The following is a 13863-nucleotide window of genomic DNA, read 5'->3' on the forward strand; positions in this document are numbered from 1 at the left end:
AAATTGTGGCGGCAGACGCGCGTTGAACCCGATTTGAGAATTTTTTGAATGCCCCATGCATGCCCGGCATGCCGCGGGTGGCTGACACATGCACGGCGCGGTCCGCCGCCGCATGCCATCCACCTGGGGAAAACAACCGTGAACAAACATCCCGTACCCGCCGCACTCGCCATCGCCACCGCGCTGGTGCTCGCCGCTCCGGCTGGCGCCGCTGAACTCAAGTTCGCCCGCAAGCCGATCCAGGGCCAGTACATCGTCGTCCTCAAACAGGACAGCGCCGCGCTGGCCGGCGAGTCGTCGGGCCGGCGCCCGGCGCTTCCCGCAATCGCCGAGCAGATGAGCCGCGCCCATGGCGCCAGGCTGGTGCGCGCCTTCAACAAGGTCCTGCGTGGCTTCGTCGCCCGGGCCGACGACCGTGCGCTGGCGCGCCTGCTCGCCGACCCGCGCGTGGACTACGTCGAAGAGGACGGCATCGCACGTGCCACCGCCACCCAGTCCGGGGCGACCTGGGGCATCGATCGCATCGACCAGCGCGACCTGCCGCTGAGCGGGACCTACACCTACGACACCACCGCCTCGGCGGTGCACGCCTACATCATCGACACCGGCATCCGCGCCACCCACGCCGAGTTCGGCGGCCGCGTCGGCAACGGCTACACCGCGATCAACGACGGTTGGGGCACCAGCGACTGCGCAGGCCACGGCACCCACGTCTCCGGCACCGTGGGCGGCGCTACCTACGGCGTGGCCAAGGGCGTGCGGCTGCACTCGGTACGCGTGCTCGGCTGCGATGGCACCGGCAGCTGGTCGGGGATCATTGCCGGCATCGACTGGGTGGCGGCCAACCACATCAAGCCGGCCGTGGCGAACATGAGCATCGGCGGCGGTGCTTCGTCCTCGGTGGACGCGGCGGTGAACCGTCTCGTCAACGCCGGCGTGACCGCGGTGGTCGCCGCGGGCAACGACAACGACGATGCCTGCAACTACTCGCCGGCACGTGCCTCGCTGGCGTTCACCATCGGATCCACCACCTCGTCGGATGCGCGTTCGTCGTTCTCCAACTACGGCAGCTGCGTCAACCTGTTCGCACCGGGATCGAACGTGAGGTCCGCCTGGAACAACGGCGACACCGCCACCAACGTCATCAGCGGCACCTCGATGGCCACTCCGCACGTGGTCGGCGTGGCCGCGCTGTACCTGGCCAACAACCCGGCGGCCACCCCGAGCCAGGTGACCACCGCACTGCTCAACGGCGCCAGCGCCAACCGGATCAGCGACGTGATGGGTTCGCCCAATCGCCTGCTGTACTCGGTGGTCAGCGGCGGTGGCGGCGGTACCGACCCGTGCACCGGATGCAGCAAGTACAGCGGCTCGCTCAGCGGCGCCGGCGACAATGACATGCAGCCCAATGGCAACTACTACCAGTCGACCGTGTCAGGCACCCACCAGGCTTCGACCTGTACTTGTACAAATGGAACGGTTCCAGCTGGGTGCAGGTGGCCAAGTCCGATGGTTCCAGCAGCGACGAATCGGCCTCCTACAGCGGCACCGCCGGCTACTACTACTGGAAAGTTCTGTCGTACGCCGGCGCCGGCAGCTATGACGTCTGGGTCAAGCGGCCGTGACAGGAACGCGCCCGTGACAGGAACGCAGAAGCCCGCCGAAAGGCGGGCTTCTGGTTGGATGCGACCGGAAAGTGATCGTAGAAATGCCGATCAGGTCGACCGGAGCGCAAGCGTTCGCCGCGGCCACGCAAAATACGTCCTCCACGCATATCCCCACGGCACCACCGCCGCGAGCAGCGGCAGCGCAAGGAACGAACTGGCGACCTCGCCCGTAGGCGTACCCCACAACGTGCCGGCTTGCCACAGCGGATACGCGACGAACGCGAGCCAGATCGCCTTGTAGCCGATGGTGAAGAACATCAGCGGCAGCCAGCGCAGGGGATGCAGCAGTCCGAACAGCGCGAGCGCGGGGTAGGTGGCCCACACGGTGAAAGCGACCGCGCGTACCGGATCCCATGGGCCTTCGTGCGTCAGCAGCACGCGCCATGCGGACGAGGCGACGAACACCAGCATCAGGAAGTAGAACAGGCGCAGGCCCCACACCTGGATGGGGCGGACGCCATCAAAGCGCGGGTCGGGGGCGAATAGCCGGGCAAGCGGACGGGTGGACATGGCATCACTCCTCGGCGGCAAGTGCGGGATCGAAGGCGAGCAGGTCGCCGGGCTGGCACTCGAGTGCGACACAGATCGCCTCGAGCGTGGAGAAGCGGATCGCCTTCGCCTTGCCGGTCTTGAGGATCGACAGGTTGGCGAGGGTGATGTCGATGCGCGCGGCGAGTTCGGTGAGTGTCATGCGGCGCGCGTGAAGTTGTTCGTCCAGACGGATGACGATGGCCATGTCACACCGTTCCTTCGAGGTCGGCGCGCATGCGGGCGCCGTGTGCGAACACGCCCGACAGCACGAACAGCATCAGCACCGCGAGCCACGGCGCGAACGTGAAGCCGCCCAGCTTCCCCGGCTCCCACACCACTGCCGCAATCGCCATCACCAGCAGGCGCAGCACCTCCAGCCCGAGCACGCGCCAGGCGATCGCGTCCAGACGCTGGGCGTTCTCGAGGATGAACGGATCGCCGCTGCGCACGGTGTCGACGATCGCCAGTAGCCGCCGCAGGATCGTGTGGACGATCGCCGCGCCGATGATCCCGATGACGACGATCGCTCGCAGTCCGAGCGGTGCCAGCGGGTGCATCTTCACCAGGTCGAAGCCGAGCGGCTTTTCCGGCCAGCCTTCCATGAAGAAGCTCGATGCCAACAGCAGGGCGATGCAAACGCCGTAGAGAATGTTGAGGACGGTCAGCCCCTGGATGACCGGGCGGGCGACGGAGAGGGCTTGGGCGGACGTGCGGTTCATACGGATTCCCCGACTAAGTTATCGTTAAACGATAATATACATATCGCTTTACGATAAAAATAGGCCAGAAGGCACCCCCAGAGGTGCTTAAGCCGTCGGGAAATCACCGGCGGATGCTGCCCGGTTCGACCGCTCGCCCGGTCGCCGGAAACAACGTTTCATGGAGGAGGCCTGTCGGGGCCCGATGCCAGGGGCGTCAACGCCCAAAGCCCCAGGCAACACTCACCGCCGCGTCGCCAACACCCCATCCAGCGCGAGTTGCGCCTTGAACCCCGACTTCTCCAGCCGCTTGAGTACTTCGCGGGGGACATCGCGCCCGCTGGTGAGCTTGTTGGGGCTTCCGGTGTAGTGGAACAGGCGACCGCCGCGGCGCAGGACACGCGCGAGCTGGTCGTAGAACACCTGCGAATACAGCTCGCCGGCGATCCCGAAGCGCGGCGGGTCGTGGAGCAGGGCGTCCACCGACGCATCGGCGATCTGCGTGATCGCCTTCGACACGTCGGCATGGTTGAGCTGGAGGCGACCACCGAAGCCGGGCGCATCGGGATCCGGCGACCACGGATTGAGCGTGCGCAGCCACAGAACGTCGGTGTTCTTCTCGAACGAGTGGATGCGCGCGACGCCGGCGTCGAGGCAGCACGCGGCGAAATAGCCCAGCCCGCCGCAGGTATCGAGCACCACCTTGCCGCGTGGTTCGACCAGCGCCACTTTGCGACGCGCGTCGTCGATGGGCGACTCCTTCGAGGTGGGCAGCATCTTGATGCCGTCGATCTCGAAGGTCGGGGCGCCCCATTGCGTGGGCACCAGCTTGATCAGCGAACCGGAGAAGCGCGATACCGGCGCGAACCCGTCGCCGTCCCAGTAGTGGATCGTGCGGTCCTTCAGCGTCAGCGGATACGGATAGCGCTGGTCGCGCCAGAGCCAGGCATCGGGTTCGAGGCGGGCCTCGCCCTGGGACCGTTCCAGGTCCAGCGATCCGGTCCAGGTGCCTGCACCGGCGTCGCGCGCGGCCAGTAGCGCCTGCGCGAGGGAGCGGGTGAGCAGGGGGCCGGAATAGTGCGACACGATGGGGAATCTCCTTGGGGCGCGATTGTTGGAGCGAAGGTGAAGCGATCAACCTGAAGCGGGCCGGTGCAATTCAGGTACTTCCCGCCCCCAGCCCCTCCCGCAATGCGAGAATGCCGCCCCGGCCCGCGCCCATCCGCGCCGCGGCCTCCCCCCAGGATTCCATGAAGACCCCAACCGCGCTGCAGGCGCTGATCGACGACGGCGTCATCGACGAAGTCCTGCGCCCCCTCAAAAGCGGCAAGGAAGCGGCGGTGTACGTGGTGCGTAGCGGCGCTGATGTGCGTTGCGCGAAAGTCTACAAGGACATGGCGCAGCGAAGCTTCCAGCAGCGCGTGCAGTACCAGGAAGGCCGCAAGGTGCGCGGCAGCCGCGAGATGCGCGCGATCGGCAAGGCCACCAAGTACGGCCGCAAGCAGCAGGAAACCGCCTGGAAGAACACCGAGGTCGACGCGCTGTACCAGCTGCGCGACGCGGGCGTGCTCGTCCCCGAGCCTTTCGGCTACTACCACGGCGTGCTGGTGATGGAACTGGTGACCGACGCGGAAGGTTTCTCGGCGCCGCGGTTGGGTGAGGTTGAGCTCACGGCGGAGCAGGCGCGCGACTTCCACGCGGTGCTGGTGCGCCAGGTCGTGCGGATGCTGTGCTGTGGCCTGATCCACGGCGACCTGTCGCAGTACAACGTGCTGGTCGGCCCCGATGGCCCGGTGGTGATCGATTTCCCGCAGGTGGTCAGTGCCGCCGGCAACAACGCGGCGCGGCGGATGCTGTTGCGCGACGTCAACAACCTCACTGCGAGCCTGGGGCGCTGGGCGCCGGAGTTGCTCGATACCTGGTATGGCGAGGAGATGTGGGCGCTGTTCGAAGCGGGTGCGTTGCTGCCGGACAGCGTGCTGACCGGGATCTTCGAGCACGACGAGCGACTGGCCGATATCGATGGCATCCGCGATGCGATCAACGAGGCCCGCGATGAGGCGCTGATCCGCCAGCAGGGACGCGAGGCGGCTGCACTGGAAGACTGAGTCGGCCCACGTTGTCGGACACTGGGCCCAGGCACCGAGTAGGACATATTGTTTAGGACCGCCATGATCAACAACGACGTACTCCGCAGCATCCGTTACATGCTCGACCTCAGCGACATCAAGGTCGTCGAGATCACCCGGCTCGCCGATCCGGCGTTCCCGATCGAGAAGGAGGACGTGCTGGCGTTCCTGCGCCGGGACGAGGATCCCGACTATGTCGAGTGCAGCGATCGCGTGCTGGTGGCGTTCCTCGACGGGCTGGTCATCTACTACCGCGGCCCCAACGACGGCCCGCCGCGACCGGTGGAGAAGCGGGTCACCAACAACGTCGTGCTGAAGAAGCTGCGTGTCGCGTTCGAGTTGAAGGACGTCGACATGCACGAAGTGTTCGAGATGGCCGGCTTCCCGATCTCCAAGCCGGAAATGACCGCGTTGTTCCGGCAGCCCGACCACAAGAACTACCGCGCCTGCGGCGACCAGCTGCTGCGCAATTTCCTCAAGGGACTGACGCTGCGAGTGCGGGGTTCCTGAGGCGCGTAAGGCGGGTTGTAAGGCGGGTTTTAACCCGCCGTTCCCGCGCCATCGAATTGGCGGGTTGAAACCCGCCTTACGGACCGGCCGCTTCGACGGCGCACGGCGGCGGGTTAAAACCCGCCCTACGTGCCGCTAGCTCAGAACCGCTCACCGACCGGCAGGTAACGCCAAGCGCCCGCCGGCATCTTGCCCAGCGGAATCTTGCCGATGCGGATGCGGCGGATCGCGACGACCTGCAATCCCACCTGCGCGCACATGTCGTGGAGCTGTCCGGGCTGTGCTGCCTTGATCGCGAAGCGCAGGCGGATTTCGTTCTGCCAGCTCACCTTGCACGGCGGGATTTCGCGGCCGCGGTAACGCAGGCCGTGGTTGAGCTTGCGCAGGCCGTAGGGCGCGATGTCGCCGGAGACCTCGACGATGAATTCGTGCTCGATCTGGTCCGCGTCTTCGGTGAGGCGACGCCACACGCGGCCGTCCTGGGTCAGCACCATCAGGCCGCTGGCGTCGACATCCAGCGGCACCAGCGGCGTCAACCGCACGAAGTGACGCTGGAGCAGCCGCACGCCGGTGGGATCGTCCTCCCAGCGCGCGGGTGGCGTGACTAATGCCGATGCGGGCTTGCGGCCTTCGATCGCGTCCCAGCCGGCCGGCTTGTGCAGCAGGATCGTGGCGGGTTCCGGCGCTTCCAGGACGGCGTCGGGATCGAGCTCGACGCGCTGCGTCGTCACCATGTGCTGCGGCGCCTCGACGACCACGCCATCCACCCACACCCAGCCGCCCTCTATGTAGGCCTCGGCGTCGGCGCGCGAGCAGTCGAGCAGTTCGGCGACGCGCTTGGACAGGCGGATAGGGTCGGGCATCAGGCAATCTCGATTTCAGGTGGCTCGGTCGGATGGGTAGTGTACGGATCTGGCGGGGTCGGCTCCGAAACCGCGATCTTCCGGGGTGCCGACGATCTGCGTGCGTTCCCGTCGGGTCTGCGGCGCTCCGGTGCAGTGCTAAAGTTCCGGCCCTTCGTGCAGCGCAGGGCAGACGACACATGACGACCGCAGACCGCTATCCCATCGGTACGCCCGGCCAGCCCTGGGGCGCCGCCGAGAAGGCCGAATGGCTGTCGCGGCAGACCCGCCACCGCAGCTATGCCGCGGACGTGCTCAGCGTCATCGACCGACTGCGCGTCCGCTTTGACGTGCTGCAATACGGCCGCCTGGACTACGGCCCCGACGGCTACCCGCTGTTCGCCATCAAGAGTCGCGACTGGCGTGACGACCTGCCGGTCGCGCTGGTGTCGGGCGGCGTGCATGGCTACGAAACCAGCGGCGTGCATGGCGCGCTGCGGTTCGTGGACCTGCATGCGGCGGACTACGCCGGGCGGGCGAACCTGCTGGTCGCGCCGTGCATCAGTCCGTGGGCGTACGAGCGGATCCACCGCTGGAACCCGGACGCCATCGACCCGAACCGTTCGTTCCGCGAAGACAGCCCCGCACGCGAATCGGCGGCGCTGATGCAGCTCGTCGCGCCGGTGCGCGATCGCGTGCTGGTGCACATCGACCTGCACGAAACCACCGACACCGACGAGTCCGAGTTCCGGCCGGCGCTGGCCGCGCGCGATGGCGATGCGTTCGTGCCGGGCGGCATCCCCGACGGTTTCTATCTCGTCGACGACAGCGAGCATCCGCAACCGGCCTTCCAGCAGGCGGTGATCGCGGCGGTGGCGAAGGTGACCCACATCGCGCCGGCGGACGCGCATGGCGAAATCATCGGTTCGACGGTGGTGGCGCCCGGCGTCATCGAATACCCGTTGAAGGCACTCGGCCTGTGCGCAGGCATCACCGATGCGCGCTACAAGACCACTACCGAGGTCTATCCCGACAGCCCCCGCGCCACGCCGGAGCAATGCAACGCCGCGCAGGCGGCGGCGGTGTGCGCGGCGATCGATTACGCGCTGGGGCATTGAGGGCGGGGCAGGGGCATCAATCCTCGCTTGGGCGGGTGCGGGGCGGGCAGCGGTTGGCCAGGGCGCTTTGCCCCATCAGGCCACTCCTCACCAGACCCGCTCCATTCCCGTCAGCCAAACCAAAGTCACACGACGCCGGCGACGGCAGGCTGTAGGGTCCGGGTTTCTTCGTCGCCGGGACCCATCCATGAAGTCATCGCTCCTGAGTCTCGCGCTCGCCGCCGGACTGTCGCTTGCCGCGGCCGCTCCTTCCCTTGCGGCCGACATGTCCGCCAAACCGCAGCTGGGGTCGTTCGGCGTGGACCTGACCGCGCGCGATACGTCGATCAAGCCGGGCGACGACTTCAATCGCTACGTCAACGGCCATTGGCTGGACACCTACCAGCTCAAGGATTACGAGGTCAGCTACGGCTCGTTCAACGAGCTGCGCGACCGCTCCGAGACGCAGGTCAAGGCGATCATCGAAGGCCTGCAGCAGCGCACCGACCTCACGCCGGGTAGCGACGCGCAGAAGGTGCGCGACTACTACGCCAGCTACATGGATCGCGCCGCGCGCGACGCTGCCGGCATCGCGCCGCTGCGGCCGGTGCTGGACCGGATCGCGAAGATCAAGTCGAAGGCGGCGCTGGTGGACGCGTTCGGTCGGGCTGACCTGGACGGCAGCAACGCGCCGGTGTCGCTGTCGGTCGACCTCGATCGCAAGGATCCGGACCAGTACCTGGTCGGGCTGCGCGTCGGCGGCCTGGGCCTGCCGGACCGCGATTACTACCTCAACCAGGATGCGCGCTTCGTCGCCATCCGTACCGCGTACGTCGCGCATATCGAGCGCATGCTCGGGTTTGCCGGGGTGAAGGACGCGAAGGCGCGTGCGCAAGCCATCCTCGCGCTGGAAACCGCGCTGGCGCAGCCGCAGTGGGAGCGCGCCAAGCTGCGCGACCGCGACAAGACCTACAACGTGATGTCCTTCGCCGACTTCGCGAAGCAGTACCCGGGTTACGACTGGGCGGCGCAGGTGCGTGCGCAGGGCATGTCGAAGGTGGATCGCGTCAACGTCGCGACGCCGAGCGCGGTGCAGCCGGTGCTGGACGTGATCGCGGGCACCCCGTTGCCGGTATGGCGCGACTACCTGACGTTTCACGCGGTGAACGGCAACGCGCCGTTGCTGAGCCACGAGATCGACGATGCCGCGTTCGCGTTCAACGGCACGGTGCTGGGCGGGCAGAAGGCGCAGCGCGACGACTGGAAGCGCGCGGTTGGACTGGTCGGTGGCATGGAAGGCCTGGGCGATGCGCTCGGCAAGCTCTATGTGGAACGTCATTTCACGCCGCAGTCGAAGGCGGCGATGGACCAGCTGGTCGCCAACCTGCGCGCGGCGCTGCGCAGGAACATCGAGCAGCTCGACTGGATGGGCGCGGCGACCAAGGCCGAGGCCTACCACAAGCTGGAAACCTTCCGTCCGAAGATCGGCTATCCGAGCAAGTGGCGCGACTACTCCAGCGTGAGCATCGTGCCCAAGGACCTGATGGCCAACGTCATGCAGATGCGGCACTACAGCCGCGACGACGAGACCCGCCGCATCGGCACCAAGCCCGATCGCGACGAATGGTTCATGACGCCGCAGACGGTCAACGCCTACTACAACTCCACGTTCAACGAGATCGTGTTTCCGGCGGCGATCCTGCAGGCGCCGTTCTTCGACATCAACGCTGATCCTGCGGTGAACTACGGCGGTATCGGCGCGGTGATCGGCCATGAGATGGGCCACGGCTTCGACGACCAGGGCAGCAAGTCGGACTTCGCCGGCATCCAGCGCAACTGGTGGACCGACGCGGACCGCGCCAATTTCGAGAAGCGCACCAAGGTGCTGGGCGCGCAGTACGACGCGTACTGCCCGCTGAAGGGCCAGTGCGTCAACGGCGCACTGACCATGGGCGAGAACCTGGGTGACCTGGGCGGCATCTCGATGGCGTACACCGCCTACCAGCTGAGCTTGGGCGGCAAGCCGGCGTCGGTGATCGATGGCGTGACGGGCGACCAGCGCTTCTTCCTCGCCTTCGGCCAGATATGGAAGGGCAAGTACCGCGACGAAGCGCTGCTCAACCTGATCAAGACCAATCCGCATTCGCCGGGGCAATACCGTGCCAATGGCCCGGTGCGCAATTTCGACCCGTGGTACACCGCGTTCGACGTGAAGCCGGGTGACGCACTGTATCTGCCGCCGGAAGAGCGGGTGCGTGTCTGGTAAGGCGTTCGCCCAACGACGAGCTCCAGCAACAAGGTTGGAACCGTGCATGCAAAGACCCGCCATCTGGCGGGTCTTTGTTTTCCGGCACGGGGTGGCAGGACCTCGTTTCGCGCGTACCGGTTGACGTCACCCGGCGACACGTCGCAGCGCCTATGATGCGGCACCCCCAAACCAGCGAGTCCGCACATGACCGTCTCGATGCACGCCGCATCCGTTCCCGTGTTCAAGCAGATCCTCGGCGCACTGGCCGACGTGTTGGCCAAAGCGGAGACGCATGCGACCGAACGCAAGATCGACCCCGCCGCATTCCTGCAATCGCGCCTGTTCCCCGACATGTTCCCGCTGGTGCGCCAGGTGCAGATCGCAAGCGACTTCGCCAAGAGCGTGCCGGCGCGTCTGGCGGGCGAGGACGTGCCGTCGTACGAGGACGCCGAACAGACCTTCTCCGAACTGCAGGCGCGCATCGCGAAGACCCTCGCCTTCATCGACGGCCTCGACCCGGCGCGGTTCGAAGGCAGCGAGCTGCGCGAGATCGTGCTGCGCCCGGGCACGCCGAAGGAGCGCACCCTCAGCGGCCAGGACTACCTGCTGCGGTATGGGCTGCCGCAGTTCTTCTTCCACGTGACAACGGCTTATGGGCTGCTGCGCCACGGCGGAGTCGAGATCGGCAAGAAGGATTTCATGGGCGCCTACTGAGGCGTTGGTCCAGGCATGCAGTGGATCGAGGCTGCACGCCTTCCGCGTGCTGTGCCGCTTGAGCAATCGGGGCGTGGTGAGAAGAGCCGGGTTACAGGGGCCGGAATGCGCCGCTCAATTTGCCAGCCAACCGGTGGCGAATACGGCGACGGCCCCCGCGGTCATGACTACGGCCAGCACTGCCCAGATCCAGCGCGACCGTTGTCCGTTCGCATGACGCGGCTGGATCGCCGGCCGCGGCGTCGGGTTAATGGCGCTGATGCGGAAGCGGAGGTCGTCGAAAGCGATCTCGTCGCCGGCGCGGGCGATCGCAGTGGTGATGCGATGTCCGTTGATGAAACTGCCATTTGTCGACGTCAGGTCTTCGATCTCGATCCCGTAGTCGAGGGGTCGCAGGCGGGCATGCACGCGGGAGAGGCCGGAGCCGGGCAGGCAGATGTCGCACTCCGCCGAACGGCCGACGGTGGTCGGCGCCAGCAGGTGGTAGCTGCGTCCGAAGACCGCACCGGCAACGCCCCGCAGCAGGTATTCCGGATCGGACGGAGGGGCGTTCATGGGCGCGACGGATATGGACGGTGGGCCGGAAACTACCACGGCCGGTGTCGCACAAAAGCGGTCGAAACGCCCGGTCTGAAGCTTTTGCAGTGATGGGCGGCGAAGGTGGTCAGGTCTCAGGCGGGAATCCGCCCGGCCTTGGCCACCCCGGCGCCCGTGCCGCTGGCGTTGCGCTAATGCCCGCTGGCGGACGGGTCGCGCCCGGTGTTGCCGGTCGAGGCCTTTGCGGCGTCGCGCGCTTCCTTCTTTTTCGCCTGCTTTTCGTCCTGCTGCTTCTTCTTCAGGATTTCGCGCTGGCGCTTTTCGAACGAGTAGTTGGGCTTGGCCAAGGAGGGATCATCTCAAGGAGGGAAGGCCAGTGTAGGCCATCGCGACGCGCCCGGGCCGATGCGGTGCGTGGCGGCGGCGCGAATGCGGGCAGGGAACACACTCGGGGCGGGGGTTTCAGGGCGTCGCCCGAAACTTGGCCGGAAACGCGGAAGGCCGCGTTTCCGCGGCCTCACGTCTGCTGCGCCGCCTTCACTCGCGGTTGAAGAAGTTGATGCGCTCGGCGATCAGGTTCAAAGGCAGCGCAGGGCCCTGCCGGTCATAGATGCGTTCCAGCACGTAGACGCGGTTGCCGTCGGGGGTGAACGAGAGCGGCGTCCATGTGCGGAGGCGGCGCAGCCAGCAGTTCGCGCCCGGGACCGGCACGCTGCACGATGGTTGTGAGCCATACGGCGGATTGCGGTAGCTGCGGTAGACCATTCCGCCGCCTTCGACGCTCCAGGTGAAGTAGTTGCTCGGACTGGCAACCCCGTCGAGGTCGACAGATTCGTAATAGCCGGTCTGGGCTGCGTCGCCGTTGAGGATGAGCGAGAAGCCGAAGGGCAGGCTGCCGTCGCCCTGGAACTGGCTGACGTCGAACCCGGAGCGCCAGCGCGCTGGCATCGCAAGCGAGTCGAACGTGGCGCCGCTGACCCGGCTGGCGAGCTCGTACGTCGACACCGGGTTGCCGTCTGGCTGCGTGGCGATGGTGAAGATGCCTTCGCCCAGTGCGCCGTCCAGCTGGTAGCGGCGGTGTTCGTAGTCGGTGGTTTCAAGAGTGCTTGCGTTGGTCAGCTGGACGTGCAACCGTCCGTTGCTGACGTTGTAGGTGAAGCCCGGCTGCGTTCCTGGAATGGCAACCGTGCCGGTGTTGAAATCATGGATCGCCGAGGCCCAGGTGTGGTTGTCGGTGAAACCCGGAAACACTCCCGGTTGCAAATGGGAGAGGGCGATCTGGCCCAGGGCTTCGTTGCTGGTGAAGGGGATCTCGCCGGCGCCGTCCTCGAACGCGAGGCGCACATAGGTGTAGTCGACCGGACCATCTGCGGGGGGCACGCAGCCGTCGCCGGGGTTGAAGTCCTCGTACTGGCGGATAGCGGTGGTGACGATCTTCAGGTAGTCCATGCCCGGTCCGTCCTGCAGGCGGATCAGCCGCGTCTGCAGTTCGGTGTCGCGTACCTGGTAATAGTCGGTGGCCACGCACTGCGGTGGCACGGGGAAATCCTCGTACGGGTCGGTGGTGTAGGACGCGGCCGGCGTGATCACCAGTTCACCGTTCACGAGCTGCCAGGTGGCAGGCGGCGTTGAACCCGGCGACGCGTCGATGACCGTCGCGGTGCCGGAGGTTCCGGCAGCGGTCCCGTCGAAGTGGTACAGCACGCCACTGGAAATGCCGACGCGGATGGTGCCCGGTGCACTCGGGGAAATGGTGGCGTAACCAGTGGGCAAGGCACCTGCCCGGAACTCGGGCGTGATGCTGGTGTCGGCGGCGACGGATTCGATGGCGGTCGCCAGCTGGCCGGGGGCGAGGGCCTCCTTGAATGTTTCGGTCGCGGCAGGGTCGGACACCAGAGCCAATGCGTCAGTCACTCCGGCGGGTAGGGGCACGTTGTCGTCCACCACCAACTTTATGATCGCGGCGAGCTCCAGCAACTGGTCCAGGTTGATGTTCTGCGTCAGCGGCAGCAGTTGCTGGTCGCTGCCGACGGGCACGCCGTCGTTGGCGTCGGTGAGCAACAGATACTGCGCGGTTGAGAGATTGGTGACGTTGACCTGGTTCAGTTCGTCGCGCACCAGGACGCCGTCGCTGCCTGCCGCGCTGGCCAGTCGGGCGATCTCGCCGACGACGGAGTAGAAGCGCACGTCCGCGCCCGAGGGCGAAACGCCCGTCGCTGCCAATGTCACGAAGGCGTCGCCGCGCAGCGCGGCGATATCGAGGACGTAGTGGCCGGTGGCGTCGGCATGGCCGACGAAGTTGAAGCCACCGATGGAAGCCGTGACCGTGGCGCCGGGAACGGGTTCGTCGACGACCTGCCCGACCAGTCGCAGTGCCACGCCACTGGCGCCGACCTCTACATTCACCGTTGCTTCGGCCGGCTTTGACTTGGCCGCCTGCACTTTGTAGCGAAAGCTATCCGACCCTTGGAACCCGGCCTTGGGAACGTACCGGATGCGTCCGTTCTCGATCCCGGTGATGCCGTGGTCGGCCTTGTTGACGCTGAGGATGCGTAATCCGCCGCCGAGCTGGGTGTCGTTTGCAAGGACGTCGACCAGGACTGCTTGTGCCGGTTGAGTGACGGCAAGGTCGTCGGTGGCTTCCAACTGCTTGGCCGACGCCTGGCCCGCGATCGCGAGCAGGACCAGCGATGCCATGAGGCCGAGTCTGAGCATGGTGTTTCCCCTGTTCCTGCGGCGATCCCCGTGAGCGCTGCAGTCAGCAGGGTGAACGGGGGAGTCCGGCCGCAACGGCCAGTGGGACATCGGCCTCTGCCAAGCGCCGTGCCCCGCGTAGCCTGATCGAGCTAGGACCATGCCTTGACGGGGTTGTGACCCGGAAGGGGCCAGC

General features: G+C 66.6%; 13 protein-coding genes. 6 read left to right on the plus strand and 7 right to left on the minus strand.

The annotated features are described in order from the left end of the window. Positions 1-138 precede the first annotated feature (138 nt). Positions 139-1908, plus strand: coding sequence for a S8 family peptidase (locus ACYVD7_RS07400; protein WP_460761064.1), 1770 nt, complete (start codon positions 139-141; stop codon positions 1906-1908). 273 nt (positions 1909-2181) lie between these two features. On the opposite strand, the gene ACYVD7_RS07405 is transcribed toward ACYVD7_RS07400, so the two are convergent. The 3 genes from ACYVD7_RS07405 to ACYVD7_RS07415 all read right to left on the minus strand — a co-directional run bounded on the left by ACYVD7_RS07405 (position 2182) and on the right by ACYVD7_RS07415 (position 3982). Next, positions 2182-2403 carry a helix-turn-helix domain-containing protein gene (locus tag ACYVD7_RS07405; RefSeq protein ID WP_460761067.1) on the minus strand — a complete coding sequence of 74 codons (222 nt, stop codon included), beginning with the start codon at positions 2401-2403 and terminating at the stop codon, positions 2182-2184. 1 nt (position 2404) lies between these two features. After that, positions 2405-2917: a DUF2975 domain-containing protein gene (locus tag ACYVD7_RS07410; protein WP_460761069.1), complete on the minus strand. Its 513-nt coding sequence runs from the start codon at positions 2915-2917 to the stop codon at positions 2405-2407. A gap of 222 nt (positions 2918-3139) precedes the next feature. Further along, complete coding sequence (locus ACYVD7_RS07415; RefSeq protein WP_460761072.1) at positions 3140-3982, minus strand: class I SAM-dependent methyltransferase; 843 nt, start codon at positions 3980-3982, stop codon at positions 3140-3142. Positions 3983-4146: 164 nt separating this feature from the next. Between ACYVD7_RS07415 and ACYVD7_RS07420 the strand changes: the two genes are divergently transcribed. Further along, complete coding sequence (locus tag ACYVD7_RS07420) at positions 4147-5004, plus strand: PA4780 family RIO1-like protein kinase (RefSeq protein WP_460761074.1); 858 nt, start codon at positions 4147-4149, stop codon at positions 5002-5004. A 63-nt stretch (positions 5005-5067) separates the two neighbouring features. Then, positions 5068-5535 carry a YehS family protein gene (locus ACYVD7_RS07425; protein WP_460761077.1) on the plus strand — a complete coding sequence of 156 codons (468 nt, stop codon included), beginning with the start codon at positions 5068-5070 and terminating at the stop codon, positions 5533-5535. Positions 5536-5675: 140 nt separating this feature from the next. Here ACYVD7_RS07425 and ACYVD7_RS07430 read toward each other — a convergent pair whose 3' ends face one another. After that, entirely contained in the window at positions 5676-6398 is a 723-nt protein-coding gene (locus ACYVD7_RS07430) for an RNA-binding protein (protein WP_460761079.1), read from the minus strand. A 179-nt stretch (positions 6399-6577) separates the two neighbouring features. On the opposite strand from ACYVD7_RS07430, the gene ACYVD7_RS07435 reads away from it, so the two are divergent. From ACYVD7_RS07435 to ACYVD7_RS07445, 3 genes are all read left to right on the plus strand, one after another. Then, on the plus strand, positions 6578-7495 hold the full coding sequence (locus ACYVD7_RS07435) for a M14 family metallopeptidase (protein ID WP_460761082.1): 918 nt from the start codon (positions 6578-6580) through the stop codon (positions 7493-7495). A 187-nt stretch (positions 7496-7682) separates the two neighbouring features. Further along, on the plus strand, positions 7683-9740 hold the full coding sequence (locus tag ACYVD7_RS07440; RefSeq protein WP_460761085.1) for a M13 family metallopeptidase: 2058 nt from the start codon (positions 7683-7685) through the stop codon (positions 9738-9740). 186 nt (positions 9741-9926) lie between these two features. Beyond that, positions 9927-10436: a DUF1993 domain-containing protein gene (locus ACYVD7_RS07445; RefSeq protein ID WP_460761087.1), complete on the plus strand. Its 510-nt coding sequence runs from the start codon at positions 9927-9929 to the stop codon at positions 10434-10436. A gap of 114 nt (positions 10437-10550) precedes the next feature. Here ACYVD7_RS07445 and ACYVD7_RS07450 read toward each other — a convergent pair whose 3' ends face one another. From ACYVD7_RS07450 to ACYVD7_RS07460, 3 genes are all read right to left on the minus strand, one after another. Continuing rightward, positions 10551-10991 (minus strand): FHA domain-containing protein, encoded by a 441-nt coding sequence (locus tag ACYVD7_RS07450; RefSeq protein WP_460761091.1) that lies wholly within the window; start codon positions 10989-10991, stop codon positions 10551-10553. Positions 10992-11164: 173 nt separating this feature from the next. Continuing rightward, the gene (locus ACYVD7_RS07455) at positions 11165-11320 is read right to left on the minus strand and encodes a hypothetical protein (protein ID WP_460761094.1); all 156 of its coding nucleotides are present in this window, start codon (positions 11318-11320) and stop codon (positions 11165-11167) included. A gap of 190 nt (positions 11321-11510) precedes the next feature. Continuing rightward, complete coding sequence (locus tag ACYVD7_RS07460; RefSeq protein ID WP_460761097.1) at positions 11511-13688, minus strand: Ig-like domain-containing protein; 2178 nt, start codon at positions 13686-13688, stop codon at positions 11511-11513. Positions 13689-13863 lie beyond the last annotated feature (175 nt).

The sequence above is a fragment of the Lysobacter fragariae genome (assembly GCF_054779775.1).

Coding starts and splice junctions, on each gene's coding strand:
- ACYVD7_RS07405 (WP_460761067.1), bottom strand. CDS start 2,403: ATGGCCATCGTCATCCGTCTGGACGAACAACTTCACGCGCGCCGCATG.
- ACYVD7_RS07410 (WP_460761069.1), bottom strand. CDS start 2,917: ATGAACCGCACGTCCGCCCAAGCCCTCTCCGTCGCCCGCCCGGTCATC.
- ACYVD7_RS07420 (WP_460761074.1), top strand. CDS start 4,147: ATGAAGACCCCAACCGCGCTGCAGGCGCTGATCGACGACGGCGTCATC.
- ACYVD7_RS07425 (WP_460761077.1), top strand. CDS start 5,068: ATGATCAACAACGACGTACTCCGCAGCATCCGTTACATGCTCGACCTC.
- ACYVD7_RS07430 (WP_460761079.1), bottom strand. CDS start 6,398: ATGCCCGACCCTATCCGCCTGTCCAAGCGCGTCGCCGAACTGCTCGAC.
- ACYVD7_RS07435 (WP_460761082.1), top strand. CDS start 6,578: ATGACGACCGCAGACCGCTATCCCATCGGTACGCCCGGCCAGCCCTGG.
- ACYVD7_RS07440 (WP_460761085.1), top strand. CDS start 7,683: ATGAAGTCATCGCTCCTGAGTCTCGCGCTCGCCGCCGGACTGTCGCTT.
- ACYVD7_RS07445 (WP_460761087.1), top strand. CDS start 9,927: ATGACCGTCTCGATGCACGCCGCATCCGTTCCCGTGTTCAAGCAGATC.
- ACYVD7_RS07450 (WP_460761091.1), bottom strand. CDS start 10,991: ATGAACGCCCCTCCGTCCGATCCGGAATACCTGCTGCGGGGCGTTGCC.
- ACYVD7_RS07460 (WP_460761097.1), bottom strand. CDS start 13,688: ATGCTCAGACTCGGCCTCATGGCATCGCTGGTCCTGCTCGCGATCGCG.